The 26547-nt window shown below is 55.5% G+C and carries 25 protein-coding genes and 1 other RNA gene; 15 read left to right on the top strand and 11 right to left on the bottom strand.

The features are described 5' to 3' along the window. Positions 1-33: 33 nt before the first annotated feature. Together AC007G_RS21160 and selO are read left to right on the top strand one after the other, a co-directional pair. Complete coding sequence (locus AC007G_RS21160) at positions 34-498, top strand: NlpC/P60 family protein (RefSeq protein WP_032687139.1); 465 nt, start codon at positions 34-36, stop codon at positions 496-498. Positions 499-614: 116 nt separating this feature from the next. Next, the gene (gene selO, locus AC007G_RS21155) at positions 615-2057 is read left to right on the top strand and encodes a protein adenylyltransferase SelO (protein WP_032687140.1); all 1443 of its coding nucleotides are present in this window, start codon (positions 615-617) and stop codon (positions 2055-2057) included. 40 nt (positions 2058-2097) lie between these two features. Here the strand turns inward: selO and hemP are convergent, their stop codons facing one another. The 3 genes from hemP to ppsR form a co-directional block, all read right to left on the bottom strand. Then, positions 2098-2277: a hemin uptake protein HemP gene (hemP, locus tag AC007G_RS21150; RefSeq protein ID WP_046852335.1), complete on the bottom strand. Its 180-nt coding sequence runs from the start codon at positions 2275-2277 to the stop codon at positions 2098-2100. A gap of 165 nt (positions 2278-2442) precedes the next feature. Next, entirely contained in the window at positions 2443-3489 is a 1047-nt protein-coding gene (gene aroH / locus AC007G_RS21145) for a 3-deoxy-7-phosphoheptulonate synthase AroH (protein ID WP_142630663.1), read from the bottom strand. Between the two features lie 155 nt (positions 3490-3644). Further along, entirely contained in the window at positions 3645-4478 is an 834-nt protein-coding gene (ppsR, locus tag AC007G_RS21140) for a posphoenolpyruvate synthetase regulatory kinase/phosphorylase PpsR (RefSeq protein ID WP_004863318.1), read from the bottom strand. A 341-nt stretch (positions 4479-4819) separates the two neighbouring features. Between ppsR and ppsA the strand changes: the two genes are divergently transcribed. Then, on the top strand, positions 4820-7198 hold the full coding sequence (ppsA, locus tag AC007G_RS21135) for a phosphoenolpyruvate synthase (RefSeq protein ID WP_032697375.1): 2379 nt from the start codon (positions 4820-4822) through the stop codon (positions 7196-7198). A 135-nt stretch (positions 7199-7333) separates the two neighbouring features. On the opposite strand, the gene rprA is transcribed toward ppsA, so the two are convergent. Further along, positions 7334-7441, bottom strand: an RNA gene (gene rprA, locus AC007G_RS21130) — antisense sRNA RprA. Between the two features lie 172 nt (positions 7442-7613). Continuing rightward, the gene (gene ydiK, locus AC007G_RS21125) at positions 7614-8738 is read right to left on the bottom strand and encodes an AI-2E family transporter YdiK (protein ID WP_142630664.1); all 1125 of its coding nucleotides are present in this window, start codon (positions 8736-8738) and stop codon (positions 7614-7616) included. A 370-nt stretch (positions 8739-9108) separates the two neighbouring features. Between ydiK and ydiJ the strand changes: the two genes are divergently transcribed. Then, positions 9109-12165 (top strand): D-2-hydroxyglutarate dehydrogenase YdiJ, encoded by a 3057-nt coding sequence (gene ydiJ / locus AC007G_RS21120; RefSeq protein WP_032699522.1) that lies wholly within the window; start codon positions 9109-9111, stop codon positions 12163-12165. Next, a complete protein-coding gene (gene menI, locus AC007G_RS21115; protein ID WP_032687144.1) occupies positions 12162-12572 on the top strand; it encodes a 1,4-dihydroxy-2-naphthoyl-CoA hydrolase in 411 nt (136 codons plus the stop codon). Before ydiJ ends, menI begins: the two co-directional genes overlap by 4 nt. Before the next feature lie 76 nt (positions 12573-12648). Here menI and AC007G_RS21110 read toward each other — a convergent pair whose 3' ends face one another. After that, entirely contained in the window at positions 12649-12837 is a 189-nt protein-coding gene (locus tag AC007G_RS21110; RefSeq protein WP_032687145.1) for a YegP family protein, read from the bottom strand. A 166-nt stretch (positions 12838-13003) separates the two neighbouring features. Here AC007G_RS21110 and AC007G_RS21105 point away from each other — a divergent pair, with 166 nt between their 5' ends. Continuing rightward, positions 13004-13252, top strand: coding sequence for a GlsB/YeaQ/YmgE family stress response membrane protein (locus tag AC007G_RS21105; protein ID WP_004863295.1), 249 nt, complete (start codon positions 13004-13006; stop codon positions 13250-13252). Between the two features lie 162 nt (positions 13253-13414). On the opposite strand, the gene AC007G_RS21100 is transcribed toward AC007G_RS21105, so the two are convergent. Next, positions 13415-13732, bottom strand: a complete 318-nt coding sequence (locus AC007G_RS21100; protein ID WP_032687146.1) for a hypothetical protein — start codon at positions 13730-13732, stop codon at positions 13415-13417. A 767-nt stretch (positions 13733-14499) separates the two neighbouring features. Between AC007G_RS21100 and sufA the strand changes: the two genes are divergently transcribed. The 7 genes from sufA (at position 14500) to ldtE (ending at position 21135) form a co-directional block, all read left to right on the top strand. Then, on the top strand, positions 14500-14877 hold the full coding sequence (gene sufA, locus AC007G_RS21095) for a Fe-S cluster assembly scaffold SufA (protein ID WP_032687147.1): 378 nt from the start codon (positions 14500-14502) through the stop codon (positions 14875-14877). Positions 14878-14879: 2 nt separating this feature from the next. After that, complete coding sequence (gene sufB / locus AC007G_RS21090; protein WP_015584111.1) at positions 14880-16367, top strand: Fe-S cluster assembly protein SufB; 1488 nt, start codon at positions 14880-14882, stop codon at positions 16365-16367. 31 nt (positions 16368-16398) lie between these two features. Then, positions 16399-17145, top strand: coding sequence for a Fe-S cluster assembly ATPase SufC (sufC, locus tag AC007G_RS21085; protein ID WP_032697372.1), 747 nt, complete (start codon positions 16399-16401; stop codon positions 17143-17145). Further along, positions 17120-18394: a Fe-S cluster assembly protein SufD gene (gene sufD / locus AC007G_RS21080; RefSeq protein ID WP_032699524.1), complete on the top strand. Its 1275-nt coding sequence runs from the start codon at positions 17120-17122 to the stop codon at positions 18392-18394. Before sufC ends, sufD begins: the two co-directional genes overlap by 26 nt. Continuing rightward, positions 18391-19611 carry a cysteine desulfurase SufS gene (gene sufS, locus AC007G_RS21075; protein WP_032687151.1) on the top strand — a complete coding sequence of 407 codons (1221 nt, stop codon included), beginning with the start codon at positions 18391-18393 and terminating at the stop codon, positions 19609-19611. Before sufD ends, sufS begins: the two co-directional genes overlap by 4 nt. 11 nt (positions 19612-19622) lie before the next feature. After that, positions 19623-20039, top strand: coding sequence for a cysteine desulfuration protein SufE (gene sufE, locus AC007G_RS21070; protein ID WP_032687152.1), 417 nt, complete (start codon positions 19623-19625; stop codon positions 20037-20039). A gap of 97 nt (positions 20040-20136) precedes the next feature. Further along, entirely contained in the window at positions 20137-21135 is a 999-nt protein-coding gene (ldtE, locus tag AC007G_RS21065) for a L,D-transpeptidase LdtE (protein WP_032687153.1), read from the top strand. A 72-nt stretch (positions 21136-21207) separates the two neighbouring features. Here the strand turns inward: ldtE and lpp are convergent, their stop codons facing one another. From lpp to ynhH, 3 genes are all read right to left on the bottom strand, one after another. After that, positions 21208-21444 carry a murein lipoprotein Lpp gene (lpp, locus tag AC007G_RS21060; protein WP_001082307.1) on the bottom strand — a complete coding sequence of 79 codons (237 nt, stop codon included), beginning with the start codon at positions 21442-21444 and terminating at the stop codon, positions 21208-21210. A 310-nt stretch (positions 21445-21754) separates the two neighbouring features. Beyond that, complete coding sequence (gene pykF, locus AC007G_RS21055; RefSeq protein WP_015584114.1) at positions 21755-23167, bottom strand: pyruvate kinase PykF; 1413 nt, start codon at positions 23165-23167, stop codon at positions 21755-21757. A 7-nt stretch (positions 23168-23174) separates the two neighbouring features. Then, the gene (ynhH, locus tag AC007G_RS21050; RefSeq protein ID WP_421669044.1) at positions 23175-23405 is read right to left on the bottom strand and encodes a protein YnhH; all 231 of its coding nucleotides are present in this window, start codon (positions 23403-23405) and stop codon (positions 23175-23177) included. A 267-nt stretch (positions 23406-23672) separates the two neighbouring features. Here ynhH and fumD point away from each other — a divergent pair, with 267 nt between their 5' ends. After that, entirely contained in the window at positions 23673-23888 is a 216-nt protein-coding gene (gene fumD / locus AC007G_RS21045) for a fumarate hydratase FumD (protein WP_032687154.1), read from the top strand. A gap of 27 nt (positions 23889-23915) precedes the next feature. Here the strand turns inward: fumD and AC007G_RS21040 are convergent, their stop codons facing one another. Next, a complete protein-coding gene (locus AC007G_RS21040; protein WP_142630665.1) occupies positions 23916-24554 on the bottom strand; it encodes a TetR/AcrR family transcriptional regulator in 639 nt (212 codons plus the stop codon). Between the two features lie 126 nt (positions 24555-24680). On the opposite strand from AC007G_RS21040, the gene AC007G_RS21035 reads away from it, so the two are divergent. Then, entirely contained in the window at positions 24681-26534 is a 1854-nt protein-coding gene (locus tag AC007G_RS21035; protein ID WP_032699527.1) for a bifunctional sugar phosphate isomerase/epimerase/4-hydroxyphenylpyruvate dioxygenase family protein, read from the top strand. Positions 26535-26547 lie beyond the last annotated feature (13 nt).

The raw sequence follows: 26547 nt of genomic DNA, 5'->3' as shown, positions 1-26547 counted from the left end.
ACGAGTTGATAAGGAACAGAGGAATCGTCTGAGATGCGTTTGTGGTTCATTTTATTGGCGGCGCTATTTCTGGCTGGCTGCAGTAGCCACCGGGCGCCGCCGCCGAATCCGCGGCTTGCAGATTCCATTACCGTTATCGCAAACCTGAACGAACAGCTGCGCAACTGGCGGGGCGCGCCGTATCGCTATGGCGGTATGTCTCCGCGCGGGGTTGATTGTTCCGGATTTGTCCTCATGACCTTCCGCGATAAGTTTGCCCTGCAACTGCCGCGTGAAACTCGCGATCAGGCACAAATTGGCACTAAAATTGATAAAAGTGAGTTGTTACCGGGGGATCTGGTCTTTTTCAAAACCGGGTCCGGCGACAGCGGTCTGCATGTGGGCATCTACGATACCGACAATCAGTTTATCCACGCCTCGACCAGCCAGGGCGTGACGCGCTCCTCCCTGGATAACGTCTACTGGAATAAAAAATTCTGGCAGGCCCGCAGGATATAGCGACGTAAGGCGTGGCGAAGGGGAAGCGTTGGCTTCCCTTTTTTTATGTCGATAACCCTGCGGTTCTCCCGTGTTAATACCGTGTTGAAGGCACTACACTGGAGAGAGGAGGAACCATGACCCTGTCTTTTACTACCCACTGGCGTGATGAACTGCCGGATTTCTATACCGCTTTAGCGCCCACCCCGCTGAAAAATGCCCGACTTATCTGGCACAATGCGCCGCTGGCGCAAACCCTGGACATTCCCGAGGCGCTGTTTCATCCGGCGCAGGGCGCCGGCGTGTGGGGAGGCGAAACGCTGCTGCCCGGCATGTCGCCGCTGGCGCAGGTCTACAGCGGCCATCAGTTTGGCGCCTGGGCCGGCCAGCTTGGCGATGGCCGAGGGATTTTGCTTGCTGAACAGCAGCTGCCGGACGGGCGTCGCCTGGACTGGCACCTCAAAGGCGCCGGCCTGACGCCCTATTCGCGAATGGGCGACGGGCGAGCGGTGCTGCGTTCCACGATCCGCGAAAGCCTGGCCTCGGAAGCCATGCATGCGCTGGGGATCCCGACGACGCGCGCGCTCGCCATGGTCACCAGCGATACCCCCGTGCAACGCGAAACGCTGGAAAGCGGCGCGATGTTGATGCGTCTGGCCGAAAGTCACGTGCGCTTCGGCCATTTCGAACATTTCTATTATCGCCGTGAGCCGGAAAAGGTACAGCAGCTAGCCGACTACGTGATTCGTCACCATTGGCCAGAGCTGGTTGATGACGCTGATAAATACGTTTTATGGTTCCGTGACGTTGTCACGCGAACGGCGACGCTGATCGCCAGCTGGCAGACGGTAGGCTTCGCCCATGGGGTGATGAACACCGATAATATGTCGATTCTTGGGCTGACGATGGACTACGGCCCATACGGCTTCCTGGACGACTTCAAACCCGATTTTATCTGCAACCATTCCGATTATCAGGGCCGCTACAGTTTTGAAAACCAGCCGGCGGTTGGTCTGTGGAATTTACAACGTCTCGCGCAGTCGCTGTCGCCGTTTATTGCGGTGGATGCGCTTAATGCCGCGCTGGATGGCTACCAGCATGCTCTGCTGACGGTATACGGCCGCCGTATGCGCGATAAGCTGGGTCTGTTCACCCAGCAGAAAGGCGATAATGACCTGCTGGATGGGCTGTTCGCGCTGATGATACGGGAAGGCAGCGATTACACCCGGACTTTCCGCATGCTGAGCGTGAGTGAACAACACAGCGCGGCGTCGCCGCTGCGCGATGAGTTCATCGATCGCGCGGCCTTCGATAGCTGGTTCGCAGGCTATCGCGCGCGTCTGCGCGATGAGCCGATCGACGATGCGCAACGCCAGCAGCAGATGCAGAGCGTAAACCCGGCGCTGGTGTTACGAAACTGGCTGGCACAGCGGGCCATCGAGCAGGCAGAGCAAGGGGAGATGAGCGAACTGGCGCGGCTGCATGAGGCATTACGCCAGCCGTTTGCAGACCGGGACGATGATTATATCAACCGTCCGCCCGACTGGGGAAGGCGTCTGGAAGTAAGCTGCTCCAGCTGACGTTACCCAGGCCTGCTCTGTCCTCGCGGGCAGAGAGTGGCTATTTCGTCAGGATCAGTTTCCCCGCATGGGTCTGGCGCAGCAAATAGCGCTGGCCGCCATGTTCAATCACCACCCGACCTTCAGCGCCGAGTAAGGTGCGGCTGTTGATCTTACGGTCGGTGGGGATGGGGTAAGGGGCATTGTCTTTTGTTTTTTCTGCTGTGGCAGTGTTATCCATACGCGTCAAAGCACCAAATAAAAATAAAAGAAACAATGATAATCATTATCAGTAATGTTAATTTTCACGGCAAGCGTTATTTGTGAAAACCCTGTTTTTTTGGGGGAGGTTGCGCCAGACCAGGCGGAAAGAATCTCCCCCACCACGGCGTGGCGGGGGCAGGAACTACAGGCGGGTAGCGGTTGCCGCAGCCAGTTCGGCCAGCAAACGTTCGCTATCTTCCCAACTCAGGCAAGGATCGGTAATGGACTGGCCCCGCGTCAGCGGCTGCCCGGCAACCACCTTCTGCGTGCCTTCCTGCAGGAAGCTTTCGGCCATGATGCCGGCAATCGATGTGGAACCGGCGCGAATCTGCTGGCAGATATCGGCGCACACCTCCAGCTGACGACGGTGCTGCTTCTGGCAGTTGCCGTGGCTGAAATCAACTACCAGCTGTTCCGGCAGGTCAAATTCACGCAGCGCATCGCAGGCGGCGGCGATATCTTCAGCATGATAATTCGGATGTTTACCGCCGCGCATGATGATGTGGCCGTACGGGTTGCCGCTGGTCTGATAGATGGTCATCTGACCCTGCTTATCGGGCGACAGGAACATATGGCTGGCGCGGGAGGCACGGATGGCATCAACGGCGATACGGGTATTGCCATCGGTGCCGTTTTTGAAGCCGACCGGGCAGGAGAGCGCGGAGGCCATTTCCCGGTGGATCTGGCTTTCGGTGGTACGCGCGCCGATAGCGCCCCAGCTTATCAGGTCGGCAATAAACTGCCCGGTCACCATATCGAGAAATTCGGTGGCGGTGGGGACCCCCAGCTCGTTGACCTGCAGCAGCAGCCGACGCGCCAGTTCAAGACCGTGATTCACCCGATAGCTGCCGTTAAGGTCAGGATCCGAAATTAACCCTTTCCAGCCCACAACGGTACGCGGTTTTTCAAAGTAGGTACGCATGACGATTTCCAGCTGCGGCTGGTAGCGTTCGCGCATCCCTTGCAGGCGGCGCGCGTAGTCCATCGCCGCGTCGGTATCATGAATGGAGCACGGTCCGATAATCACCAGCAAACGGCGATCTTCACCGTTGAGGATTTTTTCAATCCGACGGCGGGAGGCGGCAACGTGTGCGGCAACGTCGGCAGACACGGGATGCCGCTGCGCCAGTTCCGCGGGCGTCACCAGGCTTTCAATGCGCGCGGTACGCAATTCGTCTGTTTTATTCATTGGAGTCTCAAAAAATCTGTTTCTTCCGCGGCGAAAATGCCGGGAAGTGATGCGCATCACGATAAACCAATCTCTGCTTATTGCAAGGGCAGGTCATGATCCTGTATAGGCCACGGGCGATAGCATAAACAAATTTTCTCCAATGCACTAGTTCGTTAGTACATTCTTCGATTCAGCCCCATGATGTCCATGATTTTAGTTGCAATTTCTTCAACCGAATAATTGGTGCTATTCAGGCACGGAATTTTATTCTTGCGATACAGGGCCTCAACCTCGGTCACCTCCATGCGACACTGGCGCATCGACGCATAGCGGCTGTTTTCACGGCGTTCTTCACGGATCGCGGCCAGCCGTTCCGGATTAATGGTTAAACCGAACAGCTTATGTTGTAAGGGCTTGAGCGAGGCCGGGAGGATCAGGTTGTCCATATCGTCGGCGATAAACGGGTAGTTTGCCGCGCGGATACCGTATTGCATCGCCAGGTAAAGACTGGTCGGGGTTTTGCCGCAGCGCGAGACGCCCAGCAAAATGACCTGTGCCTGATCGAGATTACGCAGCGAGATACCGTCGTCATGGGCGAGGGTGTAATCAATCGCCGCAATACGTGCATCGTATTTGTTGAGGTTACCCGGCGTCAGGCCGTGGGTGCGGTGCGCGATCGGCGTCGGGTCGAGCCGGAGTTCCTGCTGAAGCGGGGCCACCAGGGCCTGCACAATATCCTGACAAAATCCCTCACTTTGCAAAATAATATCGCGAATTTCAGGGATAACGATGGAGTAGAACACCAGCGGGCGGATGCCGGTCTGCTGATAGATGGCGTCAATTTGTTCCTTAACTGCCCGCGCGCGGCTGATATTTTCGACGAACGGCAGCGTAAAACTGCTGATAGCGACCGGGAATTGCGACATCACCGCATGCCCCAGGACTTCGGCCGTAATGGCGGTACCGTCAGAAATATAAAATACGTGGCGATCTACAGCACTTTCCATTTTGACCATCCGGTATAATGAGTTTAATTATCTGAAAGCAGAAATTAAATTTAAGCATATCCCTTTAGGCTTTGTCTCACTTTTAAAAATGAAATGGTGTTTTTATTTTTAATGAAAAGGATGGTTCAGTTTTCGATTTTGCCGGCATTTTGTATCTTATTGCAGCAGATTTCAGCAGAATCATTAGCTTAGCTATATCGGGAAAAGTATCCTAAAAAATGAAAAATAATTTGCTTGAACGATTCACCGTTTTTTTCAGCCGCATAAATATGTCAGGATAAATCCCGTAGTTGATCGTGAGTTTTTTATCACTGGTATTAAATCACAAAAGGATTGTCTCGATGTCCAACAATGGCTCGTCACCGCTGGTGCTTTGGTATAACCAACTCGGCATGAATGATGTAGACAGAGTTGGGGGCAAAAATGCCTCCCTTGGTGAAATGATTACGAATCTGTCCGGTATGGGTGTTTCCGTACCGAACGGGTTTGCCACCACCGCTGATGCCTTCAATCAGTTCCTGGACCAAAGCGGTGTCAACCAGCGTATTTATGAACTGCTGGATGAAACCGACATTGACGACGTTTCCGCATTAGCGAAAGCGGGCGCCCAGATCCGTCAGTGGATCATTGATACGCCGTTCCAGAGCGAACTGGAAGACGCCATTCGTGATGCTTATACACAGCTGTCCGCGGATAATGCCGAGGCCTCCTTTGCCGTGCGTTCCTCCGCCACGGCGGAAGATATGCCGGATGCCTCCTTCGCCGGGCAGCAAGAGACATTCCTCAACGTGCAGGGCTTTGATGCCGTGCTCGTCGCGGTGAAGCACGTGTTTGCTTCGCTGTTTAACGATCGCGCGATCTCCTATCGCGTGCATCAGGGTTATGACCACCGCGGCGTGGCGCTATCCGCCGGGGTTCAAAGGATGGTGCGTTCCGACCTCGCCTCATCCGGCGTCATGTTCTCCATTGATACCGAGTCCGGCTTTGACCAGGTGGTATTTATTACCTCCGCCTGGGGCCTTGGCGAAATGGTGGTGCAGGGCGCGGTGAACCCGGATGAGTTCTACGTCCATAAACCGACGCTGGCGGCGGGTCGTCCGTCTATCGTGCGCCGTACCATGGGGTCGAAAAAGATTCGCATGATTTACGCGCCGACCCAGGAACATGGCAAGCAGGTGCGTATCGAAGACGTTCCGCAGGCGCAGCGTGACATTTTCTCGTTAACCAACGAGGAAGTGCAGGAGCTGGCGAAGCAGGCGGTGCAAATTGAGAAGCACTACGGCCGTCCGATGGATATCGAATGGGCGAAAGATGGCCATACCGGCGAGCTGTTCATCGTCCAGGCGCGTCCGGAAACCGTACGTTCACGCGGCCAGGTGATGGAACGCTATACCCTGCATGCGCAAGGGCAGATTGTGGCTGAAGGCCGCGCGATCGGCCATCGCATCGGGGCCGGTCCGGTGAAAGTCATTCACGATATCAGTGAAATGAATCGCATCGAACCGGGCGACGTGCTGGTCACCGACATGACCGACCCGGACTGGGAACCGATCATGAAGAAAGCCTCGGCGATCGTCACCAACCGCGGCGGCCGTACCTGCCACGCGGCGATTATTGCCCGCGAGCTGGGGATTCCGGCGGTCGTTGGCTGCGGTGACGCGACCGATCGCATTCAGGAAAACCAGAACGTGACCGTCTCCTGTGCCGAAGGCGATACCGGTTACGTCTACGCCGAACTGCTCGACTTCAGCATTAAGAGCTCAAGCGTCGGGGAAATGCCGGACCTGCCGCTGAAAATCATGATGAACGTCGGTAACCCGGATCGCGCATTCGATTTCGCTTGTCTGCCGAACGAAGGCGTTGGTCTGGCGCGTCTGGAATTCATCATCAACCGTATGATTGGCGTCCACCCGCGCGCGCTGCTGGAGTTTGATGACCAGGAGCCGGCGCTGCAGAACGAAATCCGTGAGTTGATGAAAGGCTACGACTCGCCGAGAGAGTTCTACGTCGGTCGTCTGACCGAAGGGATTGCGACCCTCGGCGCGGCGTTCTATCCGAAGCGGGTAATCGTGCGTCTGTCCGACTTCAAATCTAACGAATACGCCAACCTGGTGGGCGGCGAGCGTTATGAGCCGGAAGAGGAAAACCCGATGCTCGGCTTCCGCGGCGCCGGTCGCTACGTCTCTGACAGCTTCCGCGATTGTTTCGCGCTGGAGTGCGAAGCGGTGAAGCGCGTGCGCAACGATATGGGGCTGAGTAACGTCGAAATCATGGTGCCGTTTGTCCGCACCGTCGCCCAGGCGAAAGCGGTGGTGGAAGAGCTGGCGCGCCAGGGGCTCAAGCGCGGCGAAAACGGGCTGAAAATCATTATGATGTGTGAAATTCCATCGAATGCGCTGCTGGCCGAACAGTTCCTTGAGCACTTTGACGGTTTCTCCATTGGTTCAAACGATATGACTCAGCTGGCGCTGGGCCTCGATCGCGACTCCGGCGTGGTCTCTGAGCTGTTTGACGAACGTAATGACGCGGTGAAAGCGCTGCTGTCGATGGCGATTCGCGCGGCGAAGAAGCAGGGCAAATACGTCGGTATTTGCGGCCAGGGTCCTTCTGACCACGAAGATTTTGCCGCATGGCTGATGGAGGAAGGGATTGATAGTCTGTCTCTGAACCCGGATACCGTGGTGCAAACCTGGCTTGGTCTGGCTGAACTGAATAAGTAAGCCCGCGCTTTAAATCCCCCCAATCCCCGTCAGCAATGGCGGGGATTTTTTTATTTTCGGCGCGTGCCGACCGCTATTGACAGCCGTACGTGCAAACAAGCGGAGATAGCGCCGCGGCGGCTAATGGCAACGAAGTAAAAAAAAAGCCCATCGTGGGAGATGGGCAAAGACTACACACAGCAATTCGTTGTTTCACTCAGGGGATTTCCATGCTTATAAATCAAGGTGTTGATCTATAACCGTGCCCTAATAGTAGACACAGCCTTTTTTTGCGTCGATCAGATTCATCTCAATAGTTAAACAGGTGTGAAGAATATGCTGATTGCGTAACGTGAGGGAGGGGATTACGGGGGAGAGCAGTATTATTTTTATCAGTTTTTCTTATGATTAAGGCGGGTTTCCCCGCCTCGATTTTTTACTTTTCGCTGTTGATATTACTGACGTTTAACGCTTCAAGTTCCGCCAGCACCTGAACGGGATCTTTCGGCGGCGGCGGAACCTCCTGCAGCCAGGCATCAAACAGGCGCCAGGAGACGGCGAGCAGCACCGGACCGATAAACAAGCCGATCATCCCGAAGGCGATCAGCCCGCCGATAACGCCGGAGAGAATCAGGATCATCGGCAGGTCGGCGCCCATACGAATCAGCATCGGGCGGATAACGTTATCCATGGTCCCCACCACGCAGCTCCATACCAGCAGCACCGTGCCCCAGGTGGTATCTCCGGTCCAGTAGAGCCAGATAATCGAGGGGACCAGGACCAGCAATGGCCCCAGCTGTACCAGGCAGGTGAAGATCATGACCACGGTCAGCAGCGCGGCGTAAGGGACGCCGCTAATCGCCAGGCCTATCCCTCCGAGCACCGCCTGAACCAGCGCCGTCACCACCACGCCCAGCGCCACGGCGCGAATGGCCTGACCGGCCAACAGGACCGCCGCATCGCCGCGTTTTGCCGCCAGACGCGTTGCGAAATAACGGAATCCATAGGCGACTTTCTCACCCTGCCAGTACAGCAGAGCGCTGAACAACAGCATCAGCCCGCAATAAACCAGCAGTTTGCCGATATGCGCCGCCTGACCGACGAACCAGGTGGTGGTGGTGCCGATATAGGGACGAATTTTGGCCATAATGGCCGCACCGCCCATATCCAGCAGGCCGTGCCAGGCAGCGTAGAGCTTGTCGCCAATCAGCGGAACGCTATTGAGCCAGGCGAAATCCGGCAGCGTGACATTCCCGGTGGAGATCAGTTTTATCAGCGGAATACTGTTATCTACCAGGCTATTTACCAGCAGCGCAATCGGGATGACAAACAGTAAAAACAACAGCACGGTCATGACCAGCACGGCGAGGGCGCGTTTACCGAACAGCAAACGCTGCAGACGCAGCAGAACGGGCCAGGTGGCGATGACGACGGTGCCTGCCCAGGCGAAGGACAGAATAAAGGGTTGCACCACCCACAGGCAGGAGATAATTATCAGGGATAAGAACAGTACCGACAGCAGAATTTGCGGTATATCCCGGGGTTGGCGATCGTTAAGCATAAAGAAATTTTACCTTTCCAGTCGCGTCAAAATGCTGACGCCGCGTAAATCCATATACTGATAATAATATCAATAATTTCACGGGCCTGATTTTGCACATAAATCTGGCGGGCGCATATGAAAAAAATGTGATAAAAAGTTGACTGCGCCACGCAATCGTTTAGTTATCCATACACAAAATCATCCGGACGCATCGAGGCGGCGATCGACTCCCGGCTCTCAGGCTTTTTTTGCCCGGCGTGGTGAACGTGGTTTGCATTGCCCGCAAGGGTCAGCTTCACGCAAGGAGTCGGCAGCAAATGCGCCAACAAGAGGCAGTCTGAAGGATGACATCTCTACAACACAACATAGTCAGGCAGGGTCAAGCATTATGATCCCACAAATTTCTCAAGCACCAGGTGTCGTTCAACTGGTATTGACTTTTTTGCAGGTACTGGAGCAGCAAGGATTTACCGGCGATACCGCCACCAGCTATGCCGACAGGCTAACGATGGCGACAGATAACAGCGTTTATCAGCTGCTGCCGGATGCCATTTTATTTCCCCGCTCGACGGCAGATGTCGTCCTGCTGGCGCGGCTCGCCGCCGAAGAACGCTTCAAATCGCTGGTCTTTACCCCGCGCGGCGGCGGCACCGGCACCAACGGCCAGTCGCTGAATGCGGGGATCATCGTCGATATGTCCCGCCATATGAACCGCATACTCGAAATCAACCCGCAAGAGGGATGGGTTCGTGTTGAAGCGGGCGTAATTAAAGATCAGCTGAACCAGTACCTTAAACCGTACGGTTACTTTTTTGCCCCGGAGCTTTCCACCAGCAACCGCGCCACCCTCGGCGGGATGATCAATACCGATGCCTCCGGCCAGGGATCATTGGTTTATGGCAAAACCTCAGACCATGTACTGGGCGTTCGTTCGGTGCTGATGGGCGGCGATATTCTCGATACCCAGGCGATGCCCGTCGCCCTGGCGGAGACACTGAGCCGGGAACAGTCGGCGATTGGGCGGATTTACCGGACGGTATTTCAGCGTTGCAAAGCGCAACGTCAGCTCATTATCGATAAATTCCCCAAACTTAACCGTTTCCTGACCGGATATGACCTGCGCCACGTCTTTAATGATGACATGAGCGAGTTCGATCTGACCCGTATTCTCACCGGCTCGGAAGGGACGCTGGCCTTTATCACCGAAGCGCGTCTCGATATTACCCGTCTGCCGAAAGTGCGCCGTCTGGTGAATATCAAATACGATTCGTTTGACTCCGCGCTGCGCAACGCGCCGTTTATGGTCGAGGCGAAAGCGCTGTCGGTGGAAACCGTCGATTCAAAAGTCCTTAACCTGGCGCGCGAAGATATCGTCTGGCATTCGGTCAGTGAGCTGATTACCGATGTCCCGGATAAAGAGATGCTGGGGCTGAATATCGTCGAATTTGCCGGCGATGACGCGGCGCTTATCGACAACCAGGTGACCACGCTGTGTCAGCGCCTTGATGAGCTGATTGCCGCCAGCGAAGCGGGCGTCATCGGCTGGCAGGTCTGCAACGAACTGGACGGCGTTGAGCGCATCTACGCGATGCGTAAAAAAGCGGTGGGGCTGCTGGGGAATGCCAAAGGTGCCGCCAAGCCGATTCCCTTTGCGGAAGATACCTGCGTGCCGCCGGAACATCTGGCCGATTATATCGTCGAGTTTCGCGCGCTGCTCGACAGCCACGGCCTGAGCTACGGTATGTTTGGCCACGTAGACGCCGGCGTTCTGCACGTGCGTCCGGCGCTGGATATGTGCGATCCGCAGCAAGAAGTGCTGATGAAACAGATCTCCGACGAGGTCGTGGCGCTGACCGCCAAATACGGCGGCCTGCTGTGGGGTGAACACGGCAAAGGCTTCCGCGCCGAGTACAGTCCGGCATTCTTTGGCGAAGAACTTTACGGCGAGCTGCGCAAAGTCAAAGCGGCGTTCGATCCGCACAACCGTCTTAACCCGGGGAAAATCTGTCCGCCGGAAGGCGTAGAGGCGCCGATGATGAAAGTGGATGCCGTGAAGCGCGGCACCTGGGATCGGCAGATCCCGATTGCGGTGCGCAGCGCATGGCGCGGTGCGATGGAGTGTAACGGTAACGGCCTGTGCTTTAACTTCGATGTTAAAAGCCCGATGTGTCCGTCGATGAAGGTCAGCAATCACCGTATCCACTCGCCGAAGGGGCGCGCAACGCTGGTGCGCGAGTGGCTGCGCCTGCTGGCGGATCGCGGCATCGACCCCAATCAGCTGGAAAAAGATCTGCCGGAAAAACGCGCCAGCCTGCGTACGCTGGTTGCGCGGACCCGCAACAGCTGGCACGCCCGCAAGGGGGAATATGACTTCTCCCATGAGGTCAAAGAGGCGATGTCCGGCTGTCTGGCCTGTAAAGCGTGCTCTACCCAATGTCCGATTAAAATCGATGTTCCGGAATTCCGCTCGCGCTTCCTGCAGCTTTACCACAGTCGCTATTTGCGGCCGGTTCGCGATCATCTGGTGGCAACGGTGGAATCCTATGCGCCGCTGATGGCCCAGGCGCCGAAGACCTTCAACTTCTTTATTAACCAGCCGTGGATGCGCAAGCTGTCGGAGAAGCACATCGGGATGGTGGATCTGCCGCTGCTCTCGACGCCGTCGCTGAAGCAGAGAATGGTGGGACATCGCTCGGCAAACATGACGCTGGAGCAGCTGGAAACGCTCAGCGCTGAGCAGAAAGCCAAAATGGTACTGGTGGTGCAGGATCCGTTCACCAGCTACTACGACGCGCAGGTGGTGGCTGATTTTGTTCGTCTGGTTGAAAAAGTAGGCTACCAGCCGGTACTGCTGCCGTTCTCGCCAAACGGCAAGGCGCAGCACATCAAAGGGTTCCTCTCGCGCTTTGCGCGTACGGCGCAGAAAACCGCAGATTTTCTCAACCGCGTGGCGCAGCTGGGCATGCCGATGGTTGGTGTCGATCCGGCGCTGGTGCTGTGCTATCGCGATGAGTACAACCAGGTTCTGGGTGACAAACGAGGGGATTTCCGCGTGATGCTGGTGCACGAGTGGCTGCCGCAGGCGCTGCCGGAAGCTCGCGAACAGGAGAATGGCGGCGAAGCGTGGTATCTGTTTGGTCACTGTACGGAAGTCACGGCGCTGCCCGCGGCACCGAAGCAGTGGGCAGAGATTTTTGCGCGCTTCGGCGCGAAACTGGAAAACGTCAGCGTGGGCTGTTGTGGGATGGCCGGCACCTACGGTCATGAGGTAAAAAACCATGCCAACTCGCTGGATATCTACGCGCTTTCCTGGCAACAGGCGATCCAGCGTTTACCGCGCAACCGTTGCCTGGTGACCGGATATTCCTGTCGTAGTCAGGTGAAACGCATTGAAGGCAGCGGTGTTCGTCATCCGCTGCAGGCGCTGTTGGAGATTATTGGATGATTTGGAAACGTCAGACAACGCTGGAACAGCTTAACCGCATGGGCGAAGGCAATATGGTCGGGCTGCTGGATATTCATTTTGATAGCTTCACCGATGATACCATCGAAGCCACCATGCCGGTGGATAGCCGCACCCATCAACCGTTTGGTCTGCTACATGGTGGAGCATCGGTGGTACTGGCGGAAACGCTGGGCTCGGTTGCCGGCTATTTGTGCAGTGAAGGCGAGCAAAAGGTGGTAGGGCTGGAGGTCAATGCCAACCACATTCGCTCGGTGCGCGGTGGCCGGGTCAGGGGCGTCTGTAAAGCGCTGCATGTCGGTTCGCGCCATCAGGTGTGGCAGATTGAAATCTTTGATGAACAGGGGCGCCTGTGCTGCTCCTCGCGCCTGACCACGGCGGTCGTCTGAGATAGCCACAGCGCGCTGAGATTCTTCTCATCCAAATATAAGGGGGAATATATTTCCCCCTTATATTCAGCAGATTTTATTGTGTTTCATCCTTAATCGTTTCAGTGGGACCATTCTTCTGCACTGAGGCAATTCCTTTTTTCGCCGCTTCCTTCGAGGAATACATTTCACTGGTGGCAATGGTTTCATGGTTATCCGCTTTTAGCAGGAAATACCATGGCTGGGAAACGCTTTTCTCCGATTTTTTAATAACGTAATACCCCATTCTTAACTCCTTTGCGCATTAGCATCGACACCATGATATGTAGACCATCGCGGCTTATACAGCAAGTCATCGGCGCTAAAAATATAATTCATGAATTATTCACGCTACTTATGCTACTATTTTAAGTACGAAATATTTGTGCGTAACGAAGAGGACGGAGTTAACTATGGGTATCATTTCCTGGATCATTTTTGGTCTTATTGCCGGTATTTTGGCTAAGTGGATTATGCCAGGCAAAGACGGCGGCGGGTTTATCGTCACTATCGTTCTGGGGGTCATTGGTGCGGTTGTCGGTGGTTGGATCAGCACGTTTTTTGGCTTCGGCAAGGTCGATGGCTTTAATTTCGGCAGCTTTGTCGTGGCGGTAATCGGTGCATTAGTCGTGCTGTTTATCTACAGAAAGATTAAGAGTTAATATACCGTCATCATACCTGTATCCTCATCGCCGTGGGTGATGAGGATATAGACATTGAGCACTAAAGCAGACGCAAAATAAAAGCTGCCACGTTAACTGGCAGCTTTTTTTATGAGGCTGGTATCAGCCGCTCAAGGCTACCGGTATATGGCCCGGGATAACTCAGGGCATATCGGGAGCGGGAACAACTTCCACGCGCACTTCATAATGTTTAGCGCTACCTGTCGGGATCAGCGCAGTCAGTTTATTAATGGTCTCAGCCGGGTTATCGGTGGCAACCGTTGCAGAGAATAATACCGGTTTTCTCGGCGGGAATGGCGGCAGAGGCATGGGCATTGGACCACGCCCTTGCGGCATCTCCATCACCGGCTGTCCGGCATTATTACCGGCGGGAGCAGGGCCGTCATTTTTATCTGCCGCAAATGCGCTGGCCGCGACAATTGACGCGGTGGCTAACAGAGCAATGATTGTTCCTTTCATCTTCGTTACCTCGTTGGAATGTGGCTGGAATCTTAGAGGCAACGTCATTGACGAACAATCCCACGGCGGGCGAATCCTCCAAAACTCCTCATTTCATAACGAATGTGAAGCTCCGGCGTGGGAAGCAGGGTTTGTGGCTGGCTTAGTTCAGCAGTACGCTCATAACCAGCAGTACCACCATGCACATCGACATAATACTGATATCTATCATCCGGTACGGACAAACTCCAGGTAAGCAGTGCCTCCGACACAGGGTCGAAAACTGTAGGAAATTTAGCCGGGAATTGTACATCAATTTACCAGTAGAGAAAAAACCTTTATTCCTGGTTTTTGTCCGAATTTAACATGATAACCGCTTCGCTTTACCGGATAACAAATAGCCATCCAGAAGGATAGTTATAGATAATGCTAAAGGGGTAGATCGGATAGCGCCTTGCCATCAAACGGTATAAACAACAAGCTATTGATTTGACAGTAAGTGCTACTGATGCTGAATGGACTATTTTCGATTTCAAAAATAGGTATTTCCGATGCACCTTTCCCATTGCCCGTCACACCCGGATAAAAAGCTAAATAACTTATTATTTATCAATATATTAAATTACAAAATAGTCACCTGATAACCTGCAGGTGAGGGTCTATGCTTATAAAAAGCGAGATAAAAGGGTTCGCATGGGGAATATCCCTTCTCCGGCTGGGTTGAAGTGATAATCGTTATCATTAACATGGTCGTATGCCCTTATGGCGCTAACCAATGAGGTAGAGCGATGGAATTAGATACAGGAACCTTCAATCCCGATGAATTTAGCTGGCAGGGTCTGATGATGACCCCCGCGGCAGCCGCCCATATTCGCGACCTGGTGAGTCAACAGCCCGACAAGCAGGGGTTGCGTCTGGGGATTAAAACCAGCGGCTGCGCCGGTTTTGGTTACGTACTCGAGCTGATTGCCGAACCGGCAGAAGACGACCTGCTGTTTGAGCGCGACGGGGCGAAACTCTGGGCGCCTCTGCAGGCGATGCCGTTTATCGACGGGACGGAGCTGGATTATGTTCGGGAAGGATTAAATGAAATCTTTAAGTTTCATAACCCGAAAGCGCAGCACGAATGCGGCTGCGGCGAAAGCTTTGGGGTTCAGGCGGAGTAACTATGTCTCGTAATACTGAAGCAACTGACGATGTCAAAACCTGGTCCGACGGGCCGCTCAATTATAAAGAAGGCTTTTTTACCCGCTTAAAGACCGATGAGCTGGCGAAAGGCATCAACGAAGAGGTGGTGCGCGCCATTTCCGCCCGCCGCAACGAGCCCGAGTGGATGCTCGAGTTCCGGCTAAAGGCGTATCACGCCTGGCTGGAGATGGAAGAACCGCACTGGTTGAAAGCGCACTATGAAAAGCTCAACTACCAGGATTACAGCTATTACTCGGCGCCGTCCTGCGGTAACTGCGATGACACCTGCGCCTCTGAGCCAGGCGCGGTGCAGCAAACCGGCCCCGGCGCCTACCTGACGCAGGAAGTCGAAGAGGCTTTCAACCTGCTGGGCGTACCGGTACGCGAAGGGCGCGAAGTCGCGGTTGACGCGATTTTTGACTCCGTTTCGGTAGCGACAACCTACCGGGAAAAACTGGCGGAGCAGGGGATTATCTTCTGTTCGTTTGGTGAAGCGATCCACGACCACCCGGAGCTGGTGAAGCAATATCTCGGCACCGTGGTGCCGGGGAATGACAACTTTTTTGCCGCCCTGAATGCAGCGGTGGCCTCTGACGGCACCTTTATCTACGTACCAAAAGGGGTGCGCTGCCCGATGGAGCTGTCGACCTATTTCCGCATTAATGCGGAAAAAACCGGCCAGTTCGAACGCACCATTCTGGTGGCCGATGAAGGCAGCTACGTCAGCTATATCGAAGGGTGTTCCGCCCCGGTGCGCGACAGCTACCAGCTGCATGCGGCGGTGGTCGAGGTGATTATTCACAAAGATGCCGAGGTGAAATATTCCACGGTGCAGAACTGGTTCCCCGGAGATAACAACACCGGCGGGATTTTGAACTTCGTCACCAAACGCGCGCTGTGCGAAGGCGAAAATAGCAAGATGTCCTGGACGCAGTCAGAAACGGGGTCGGCCATCACCTGGAAGTATCCGAGCTGCATTCTGCGCGGCGATAACTCCATCGGCGAATTTTTCTCCGTCGCGCTGACCAGCGGGCACCAGCAGGCAGACACCGGCACCAAGATGATCCACATCGGCAAAAACACCCGCTCGACGATTATCTCGAAAGGGATTTCCGCCGGCAAAAGCCAGAACAGCTACCGTGGGCTGGTCAAAATTATGCCGACGGCCACTAACGCGCGTAACTTCACCCAATGTGACTCGATGCTGATTGGACCGGACTGCGGGGCGCATACATTCCCGTACGTGGAGTGTCGCAACGACAGCGCGCAGCTGGAGCACGAAGCCACCACCTCGCGGATCGGCGAAGACCAGTTGTTCTACTGCCTGCAGCGCGGCATCAGCGAAGATAATGCCATCTCGATGATCGTCAACGGCTTCTGTAAAGATGTCTTCTCAGAGCTACCGCTGGAGTTTGCCGTCGAAGCGCAAAAACTGCTGGCTATCAGTCTGGAACACAGCGTCGGCTAAGCACCAGGCTTTACGAATTAAGGGAAATGAGATGTTAAGTATCAAAAACTTGCAGGTCGCCGTTGAAGACAAAGAGATCCTGCGCGGATTGAATCTGGAAATCCGCCCTGGCGAAGTGCACGCCATTATGGGGCCGAACGGCTCCGGCAAAAGCACCCTTTCTGCGACGCTCGCCGGGCGTGAGGACTATGAGGTCGTCGGCGGTAGCGTGGAGTTCAAAGGCAAAGATTTGCTCAGCCTGGCGCCGGAAGACCGCGCCGGTGAAGGCATTTTTATGGCCTTCCAGTACCCGGTGGAGATTCCCGGCGTCAGCAATCAGTTCTTCCTGCAGACTGCGCTTAACTCGGTGCGCGACTATCGCGGCCAGGAAGAGTTAGACCGTTTCGACTTCCAGGATCTGATGGAAGAGAAAATCAAGCTGCTGAAGATGCCGGGAGATTTGCTGACCCGTTCGGTCAACGTGGGCTTCTCCGGCGGTGAAAAGAAGCGCAACGATATCCTGCAAATGGCCGTGCTGGAGCCGGACCTGTGCATCCTTGATGAATCGGATTCAGGGCTGGATATTGACGCCCTGAAGATCGTCTCTGACGGCGTCAATGCGCTGCGCGATGGCAAGCGCGCATTTATTATCGTCACCCACTACCAGCGTATTCTCGACTATATCAAGCCTGATTACGTCCACGTGCTCTATCAGGGGCGAATCGTCAAATCCGGCGATTTTACCCTGGTCAAACAACTGGAGGAGCAGGGCTATGGCTGGCTTACCGAACAGCAGTAACGCGCTGCAGCAGTGGCATCATCTGTTTGAGGCGCAGGGCGAGCGGCGAACGCCCGAAGCCCGCCAGCATCTCCAACAGGTACTGCGCCTCGGTCTGCCGACGCGCAAACATGAAGACTGGAAATATACGCCGCTGGATACGCTAACCAAAGGCACGTTTGTCGCGCTTGAGCCGGGTACCTTAACGGCGACAGAGCGGGATCAACGGGCGCTGTCGGTGGACGCCTGGCGGCTGGTCTTCATCGACGGGCAGTTCAGCGAGACGTTAAGCGACAATCTGGCCGACAGCGGCTACGACGTCAGCGTGACGGCCGATCGTCAGGGGTTGCCTGACGCGGTGCAGCCGGAAGTGTTCCTGCATCTCACAGAGAGCCTGGCTCAGACGGTGACGCGAATCCGCGTAACACGCCATCAGCGGCCCACTAAGCCGCTGCTGCTCATGCATGTGACGCGTGGAGGAACGGGCGACGACGTGAATACCGCGCACTATCGCCATCATCTTGAGCTGGAGAGCGGCGCCGAAGCCACGATTATCGAGCACTATCTGAGCCTGGATGAACAGCGCCACTTTACCGGCGCGCGTCTGACGATGTCGGTGGCGGATAATGCCCATCTGCAGCATATCAAACTGGCGTTTGAAAATGCGCAGAGCAACCACTTTGCCCACAACGATCTCGCGCTGGGCCGCGACGCTTCGGTCTTCAGCAGCAGCTTTCTGCTTGGCGGCGCGGTGCTGCGCCACCACACCAGCACCCAACTGCTGGGAGAGAACAGCACCCTGCGGATCAACTCCCTGGCGATGCCGGTCAACAATGAAGTCTGCGACAGCCGAACCTGGCTCGATCATCGCGTTGGCTACTGTAATAGCCGCCAGCTGCATAAGACCATCGTCAGCGATAAAGGGCGGGCGGTGTTTAACGGTCTGATTAATGTCGCGAAGCACGCGATTAAAACCGACGGTCAGATGACCAACAATAATTTGCTGCTCGGGCGCCTGGCTGAAGTGGACACCCGGCCGCAGCTGGAAATTTATGCCGACGACGTCAAGTGTAGCCACGGTGCTACCATCGGGCGCATCGACAACGAACAGCTGTTCTATCTCCGTTCGCGTGGCATTCCCCATCGGGCGGCGCAGCATATGATCCTGTACGCTTTCGCCGCCGAGCTGACGGAAGCGATTGGCGATGAGACGCTCAGGGCGCAGATTCTGGCGCGTATTGGCCAACGTCTACCGGGAGAAAAAGCATGACATTTTCTGTAGAACGGATACGCGCGGATTTTCCGTTGCTGAGCCGGGAGGTCAACGGTCAGCCGCTGGTCTACCTCGACAGCGCCGCCAGCGCGCAAAAACCAGAGGCGGTAATTCGCGCCGAGGCGGAGTTTTATCGCCACGGCTATGCCGCCGTCCATCGCGGTATCCATACGCTGAGCGCAGAGGCGACGGCGCGGATGGAACAGGTGCGTCAGCAGGCCGCGCGGTTCCTGAATGCCCGCTCAGCGGAAGAGCTGGTGTTCGTCCGGGGGACCACCGAAGGGATCAATCTGGTGGCCAACAGCTGGGGGAACGCCAACGTCGGCGCCGGCGATAACATCATCATCAGCGCCATGGAGCACCATGCGAACATCGTCCCCTGGCAGATGCTCTGCGCCCGGGTGGGCGCCGAGCTGCGGGTTATCCCGCTCACTCCGGACGGCACTCTGCAGCTGGATGCCATTCCGCCGCTGTTTGATGAGCGAACCCGCCTGCTGGCCATCACCCAGGTTTCCAACGTACTGGGGACGGAGAACCCGCTGGCGGCCTTGATTCCGCTAGCCCGCCAGCATGGGGCGAAAGTGCTGGTGGACGGGGCGCAGGCGGTGATGCACCACGCGGTGGATGTGCAGGCGCTGGACTGCGATTTTTATGTTTTCTCCGCCCATAAGCTGTACGGCCCGACCGGAATTGGCATTCTGTATGCCAAAGAGGCGCTGCTGCAGGAGATGCCGCCGTGGGAGGGGGGCGGGTCAATGATTGCCACCGTCAGTCTGACCGAAGGGACGACCTGGGCGAAAGCGCCGTGGCGCTTCGAGGCGGGCACGCCCAATACCGGCGGGATTATCGGCTTTGGCGCCGCGCTGGAGTATGTCAGCGCGCTGGGGCTGGCGCACATTGGCGAATATGAACAGACGCTGATGCGCTACGCCTTGCAGGCGCTGAAGGCGGTGCCTGATTTAACCCTGTATGGCCCTGACGAGCGACTGGGGGTGATAGCCTTTAACCTTGGCGCTCATCATGCCTATGACGTGGGCAGCTTCCTGGATAATTACGGCATTGCCATACGCACCGGTCACCATTGTGCGATGCCGCTGATGGCGTTTTACAACGTACCGGCCATGTGTCGGGCTTCGTTGGCGATGTACAATACCACGGAAGAGGTGGATCGCCTGGTCGCAGGACTGCAGCGCATCCACACGCTATTGGGCTAAAGGAAGCAATCATGGCGGCATTACCGGATAAAGACAAACTGCTGCGCAACTTTAGTCGTTGCGCGAACTGGGAAGAGAAGTATCTCTATATTATCGAACTCGGCCAGCGGCTGGCGCCGCTGAGCGCCGAAGAGCATACCGCGCAAAATATCATTCAGGGCTGCCAGAGCCAGGTGTGGATCGTGGTAGAACAAGGGGAAGCCGGAGGGCTATCGCTGCGCGGCGATAGCGATGCGGCGATCGTCAAAGGGCTGATTGCCGTGGTCTTTATCCTCTACGACCAGATGACGGCCAAGGATATCACCGACTTTGACGTGCGGCCGTGGTTTGAAAAAATGGCGTTGACCCAGCATCTTACCCCTTCGCGATCTCAGGGCCTGGAAGCCATGATTCGCGCAATTCGCGCGAAAGCCGCAAATCTTAGCTAGAATAAACAGGTAGATTTCATTCTGTTAGGTCAGGCCGGGGAGATCCCGGCCCGACGGCAGATCCTGGCGTTTTATCAGCGAAAGAAGGAATCTCAGTATGAAACGCGCATCTCTTATCACCGTAGCCCTTCTGACCGCCCTCAGCGTCTCACACGGCGCCTGGGCGGTAGATTATCCACTTCCCCCGGCTAACAGTCGGCTCATTGGCCAGAATCAATGGTGGACGGTACAGGAAGGGGATCGCAATCTGCAGGCGATTGCCCGCCATTTCGACACGGCGGCGATGCTGATTCTCGAAGCGAACGACACTCTTGCGCCGGTGGAACCGAAACCCGGGACTCAGGTATTAATTCCTTCGCAGATGCTGCTGCCGGATGTGCCCCGGGAAGGTATCGTCGTGAACCTGGCGGAACTGCGGCTGTACTACTTCCCGCCGGGACAGAACCAGGTTCAGGTTTATCCGCTGGGTATTGGTCAGCAAGGGCTGGAGACGCCGGAGATGACCACGCGCGTCGGGCAGAAGATCCCCAATCCGACCTGGACGCCGACGGCGGGCATCCGCGCGCGTTCGCTGGAGAAAGGCATCAAGTTGCCGCCCGTGGTGCCGGCCGGGCCGAATAACCCGTTAGGGCGCTATGCGCTGCGCCTGGCGTACGGCAACGGCGAGTATCTTATCCACGGTACCAGCGCACCGGATAGCGTTGGCCTGCGGGTCAGCTCGGGCTGTATGCGCATGAACGCCGCGGACATCCAGGCGCTGTTTAGTCAGGTAAAAACGGGGACGCCGGTTCGCGTTATCAACCAGCCGGTGAAATTTGCGATTGAGCCGGACGGTAAACGCTATGTCGAAGTTCATCGGCCTCTGACGCAGGATGAAGCGGGCAACACCCGGACGATTCCGCACACGCTGCCAGCGGCCTTCCATCAGTTTGCCGGAGATAAGACCGTAGACGATGCGCAGCTTAAGAAAGCGCTGTCCCGACGCGCGGGTTATCCGGTGGTGGTCTCCACGGGCAATGAGGCGGCGAGCAGCGCAGCGATATCGACGATGTCGGTGCAGAATGGCACGATGGACGAAGCGAAAAGGGTGCAGTAGCGCGAGACGGAAGGGAACAGAGGACAAAAAAAATGGCGCACAATGTGCGCCATTTTTATTACACAGGTACTATTACTTACGGTATTTAGTAGCCTGGTTGTCCAGACGCTGGTTAGCGCGTGCTGCGTCGTCTTTAGCAGCCTGGACGTCAGAACGCATTGCGTTCACGTCGTTGCTCAGCTGGTCAACTTTAGCGTTCAGAGTCTGAACGTCAGAAGACAGCTGATCGATTTTAGCATTGCTGGAGCAACCAGCCAGCAGAGTAGAACCCAGGATTACCGCGCCCAGTACCAGTTTAGTACGATTCATTATTAATACCCTCTAGATTGAGTTAATCTCCATGTAGCGTTACAAGTATTACACAAACTTTTTTGGGATGAGAATATTTTTTTACGGTAATACGCTTATTTTTGATCGTTCGCTCAAAGAAACATCGAATTTGGCAGATTAGTTTAAAAATCTTTGTGAAAACAGCACGCTTCCATCGGATTCATCTTAGATAATCTCTTATTAAATAGTAAATTCCGATTTGCATTTTTATTAAGAGTAGCTAGTGATTGAATAAAAAAAAAGCGCCTGCGAAGAGGCGCCTTTAAAAAACGAATTAACCTGTAAATTATTACAGCACGTGCACGGAGGCTGTATTGGTGGTTCCGCTCGGGACCAGGGCGCCAGAGACCATGACAACCACGTCGCCTTTACGCGCCAGGCCGCTCTGCAGCGCCAGTTCTTTACCCAGGATGTAGAAATCATCGGTAGAGGAGAGCTGGTCAACCAGCTGCGGCACCACGCCTTTGGTCAGCACCAACTGACGGGCAGTGGTTTCGTTGGTGGTCAGCGCCAGGATGGTGGCGTCCGGGAAGTATTTACGCACGGCGCGCGCAGATTTACCGCCCTGGGTCGCGACAACAATCAGCGGAGCTTCCAGTTTTTCTGCGGTTTCTACCGCACCACGGCACACGGCTTCGGTGATGCGCAGTTTGCGGTTGTCGTTGTTGAATTCCAGACGGCTGGTCATCACGCGATCGGTACGCTCGCAGATGGTGGCCATGATGGTGACCGCTTCCAGCGGGTATTTCCCTTTGGCGGATTCGCCAGACAGCATTACTGCATCGGTACCGTCGAGGATGGCGTTCGCCACGTCGCCGGCTTCAGCGCGGGTCGGACGCGGGTTTTTGATCATCGAATCCAGCATCTGCGTTGCGGTGATAACCACTTTACGCGCGCGGATACATTTTTCGATAATCATCTTCTGGGCGAAGATAACTTCTTCAACCGGGATTTCAACGCCCATGTCGCCACGAGCAACCATGATGCCGTCAGACGCTTCGAGAATCTCGTCGAAGTTGTTCAGGCCTTCCTGGTTTTCAATTTTGGAGATGATCTGGATGTTTTCGCCGCCGTGAGCTTTCAGGTGCTCGCGGATTTCGACGACGTCAGAACGCTTACGGATAAAGGAAGCAGCAACGAAATCAACGCCTTGTTCGCAACCGAAGATCAGGTCCTGCTTGTCTTTTTCAGCCAGCGCCGGCAGGGCAATAGAAACGCCCGGCAGGTTTACGCCTTTGTTTTCGCCGAGGTCGCCGTTGTTCAGCACTTTACAGATGACGTTCTTACCTTCAATGGCAGTCACTTCCATGCCGATCAGACCATCGTCGACCAGAACGGTGTTACCGACGGACAGGTCGGTAGTGAAACCTTCATAGGTCACGGCGACGATTTCGTTGTTGCCAACGACGGATTTATCGGTGGTGAAGGTGAATGTCTGACCTGCTTTCAGGGAGACGTCATTGCCGCCTTCCAGCTTGATGGTACGAATTTCCGGGCCTTTGGTGTCCAGCAGGATAGCCGCTGTCTTACCGGTTTTGCTCAGCACGTTACGCAGGTTCTTGATGCGTTGACCGTGTTCAGCATAGTCACCGTGAGAGAAGTTCAGACGCATGACGTTCATGCCCGCGTCCAGCATTTTGGACAGCATCTCTTCGGATTCGGTTTTCGGACCGATGGTGCAAACAATTTTGGTCTTTTTCATGAAAGTTTTAGTCTTTAAGTTGTGAAGGATATGGAAATCTCGCTCCGTTGGCGCGCGGCCGTGGAGTCAAACCTGTATTGCGAAAGTTGCTATGCCACGCTCTAAGGATAGGTGACAACAAAAGAGCGTGCAGAAGAAAGTATGCTGGCGGTTCAGCCCATGAAAAGAGGCAGTATTTTATGCGTTTAGTTGTGCAGTCCAATGTGCTGAAACCATTCAAGAAAGAATCGGTGTGCATTATACGACGCTGGAACAAAAAAAGAAAATGAAAACGACGTTTCATTCTTTCCCATAAAAATGTAACAAAACTCAAACTAATCTAAATCTTCTTCGCAACACATTTTTTCACCAGCCAACAAAAATCAACGCCGCTATTGCGCGAATTTTCTCGCGGTTAGCTACTGGAAATGGCGCACTGGTGCAAAAATAGTTCGCTGGTTTGATTTATCACGAAAACATATCAATAATAATTTGATTGATAATGATAATTTGTGAGTCGAAAAGAATGGGAAATAAAGCCAGAGACGACGAGTTGTACCAGGAAATGTGTCGGGTGGTGGGGAAAGTGGTGCTTGAAATGCGCGATCTCGGCCAGCAGCCAAAACATATCGTGATCGCCGGGGTGGTACGTACCTCGCTGGCCAATCCGAAAATCGCCCGTTCTGAACTGACCAAAGAAGCGATGGCGAAGGTTATCCACGCCTTATCCGGGCACGATTAACCTTCCCGGCGCGCGGATTGCACAGGCTCAGGAAATCACAAAACGCACGACCGCTTTCACCGCGATATCGCAGTGGTGGGCGACCATCTCTTCATCGTCGATAGCCGGCAGCGGGTCGTCGAGGAAGAGACTGTTGAAGGTGTAAAAGTTCGACACCTGATAAAAGCTAAAGCTGCTGATCAGACGATGAACATCCCGCGCCTGCAGACCCTCCTGAAAAATTCCCTGCTGCTGCCCGCGCTGCAGAATATCCTCCAGAATCGACAGGGCGGTTCGATTCAGCGGCTTCAGCTGACCTGACGACTGTAACCACTTACCGCGCTGCATATTCTCCATACAAATCACCCGCATAAAGTCCGCATGGGTGGCGTGATAACGCACGCTCCAGCGCACCAGCTGCACCAGCGCTTCGACCGGCGGAAGCTGTTCCAGCCCGAGCAGCTGTTCCGTCTCGCGAATGCGCGCATAGACATGCTGCAGTACCTCCTGGTACAGCTGCTCCTTGGTTTTGAAGTAGTAAACCACCATGCGTTTGGTTGTCTGCGCCTCGGTGGCAATTTGTTCCATGCGCGCCCCGGACAGCCCGTGTTCGGCAAAGACGACGATTGCGGCGGTGAAAATCCGCTCCTTCAGGGACTGTGCTTCATCATGAGCCACGACAGACATAACCACTCCTTTTTTCTGAGAGACAAAAAATACACATAATGATCACAAATTAGCAACCTTGTATGGCGCAAATGAACCAAATGATACATATTCAGGACTCACGCCTGTTGATGACACGAGGACCTTATGCTGCGCTCTATTGCTACCGTTTCGATTTCCGGCACCTTGCCTGAAAAGCTCCATGCTATTGCGGCTGCGGGTTATCAAGGCGTCGAAATCTTTGAAAACGATCTGCTGTATTATACCGGCACGCCGGCGGATATTCGCAATCTGGCGGCTGATTTAGGGCTAAAAATCACGCTTTTTCAACCCTTTCGCGATTTTGAAGGCGCCAGTCGCAGCCAGTTTGCGGCGAATATGGAGCGGGCGAAGCGCAAATTCGCCCTGATGCATGAGCTGGGCTGCGACACATTGCTCCTGTGCAGCAATGTGCAGCCGGAGTGTTCCGCCGATGTTGCGCTGCAGGTGGCAGATCTCGCCGCGCTGGCGGCGCTGGCGGAGCAGGAAAAGATCGTCATCGGCTACGAAGCGCTGGCCTGGGGAACGCACGTCAACCGCTGGTATCAGGCCTGGGAACGGGTGAAAAGCGTCAACAGCCCGGCGCTCGGTATCGTCCTCGATAGCTTTCATATCCTCGCCCGCGGCGATACGCTGCAGCGGTTGCCTGAAGTCCCGGTGGACAAAATTACCTTTCTGCAGCTGGCCGATGCGCCGCTGATGAAGATGGATGTTCTGGAGTGGAGCCGCCATTTCCGCTGCTTCCCAGGGCAGGGACAGCTGCCGCTGGTGGACTTTGCCCGCGATCTGACCCGCTGCGGCTATCGCGGCCCGTGGTCGCTGGAAATTTTCAATGACGGCTTCCGCGCTTCGCCGAACGGCGCAACGGCGAAAGATGGCTACCGCTCGCTGCAATGGCTGGAAGAGCAGACCTACCGGCAGCTGGACAACAGCGATGCATCGCTGTTTCACGCCGCGACAGCGCCAGACTATCTCGGTCTGGAATTTATCGAATTTGCCGCCAGCCCAGCGGAAGCGCAGGCCCTCGGCCAGCGCCTGTCGCAGCTGGGGTTCTGTCAGGAAGGTCGCCACCGTTCGAAACAGGTGGTGCTGTGGCGCAACGGCGGCGCACGAGCGATTGTGAACTACCAACCGCACAGCTGGGCCGACCATTTTCACCAGCGCCACGGAGTCTCGCTGTGTGCGATGGCGCTGCGCGTCAGCCGCAGCGCGGCGATTGTTGAGCGCGCCCGCGCCTATGGCTACGCTACCTGGCAAGGCGATGCCGGGCCGAATGAAAGTCCGATTCCGGCGATTTGCGCCCCCGACGGCAGCCTGATCTATTTAATCGAAGCCGGTGACGATATCTACGCCCGTGATTTTCATCTGCACGACGCGCCAGCGCTGCGCGATGACTACAGCGGCATCGATCATCTGGCGCTGGGCATGGAGGCGGAAAGCCGCGATAACTGGATTATCTTTTTCCGCACCGTCTTCGGTTTCACTCTCGAACATGAACAGACGCTGCCGGATCCGTATGGTCTGGTGCGCAGTCTGGCGGTGCACAGCCCGCAGGGTAATATTCGCCTGGCCCTGAATATTTCTCAGAGCCGCGCCACCCAGATTGCCCGGTCGGTGGCCTGCTATCAGGGGGCGGGCTTGCAGCACGCGGCGTTTGCCTGCCGCCACCTGCCGGAGACCCTCGACGCTCTGCCGCAGGTCTCCCGTCAGGCGCTGCCGATTCCGGCTAATTACTATGATGACCTGCTGGCGCGCTATGGCGAGGCGGTGGACGTCGCGACCCTGCAACGTCTGCACATTCTCTATGACCGCGATCCGCGCGGCGGGGAGTTCCTCCACCTCTATACCCGGCCGTTCTCGGCAGGGCGCTTTTTCTTCGAATTGACCGAAAGACGCGACGGCTATGCCCTGTACGGTGCGGCAAATGCCGCCGTTCGTCTGTCGGCAATGCAATACAGTTAGTGATGTATCAAAT

It is taken from the genome of Klebsiella sp. CSG-1 (assembly GCF_056521145.1).
Note: the sequence above shows the minus strand (reverse complement) of the source record. Positions and strands in the feature narration are given on the sequence as shown.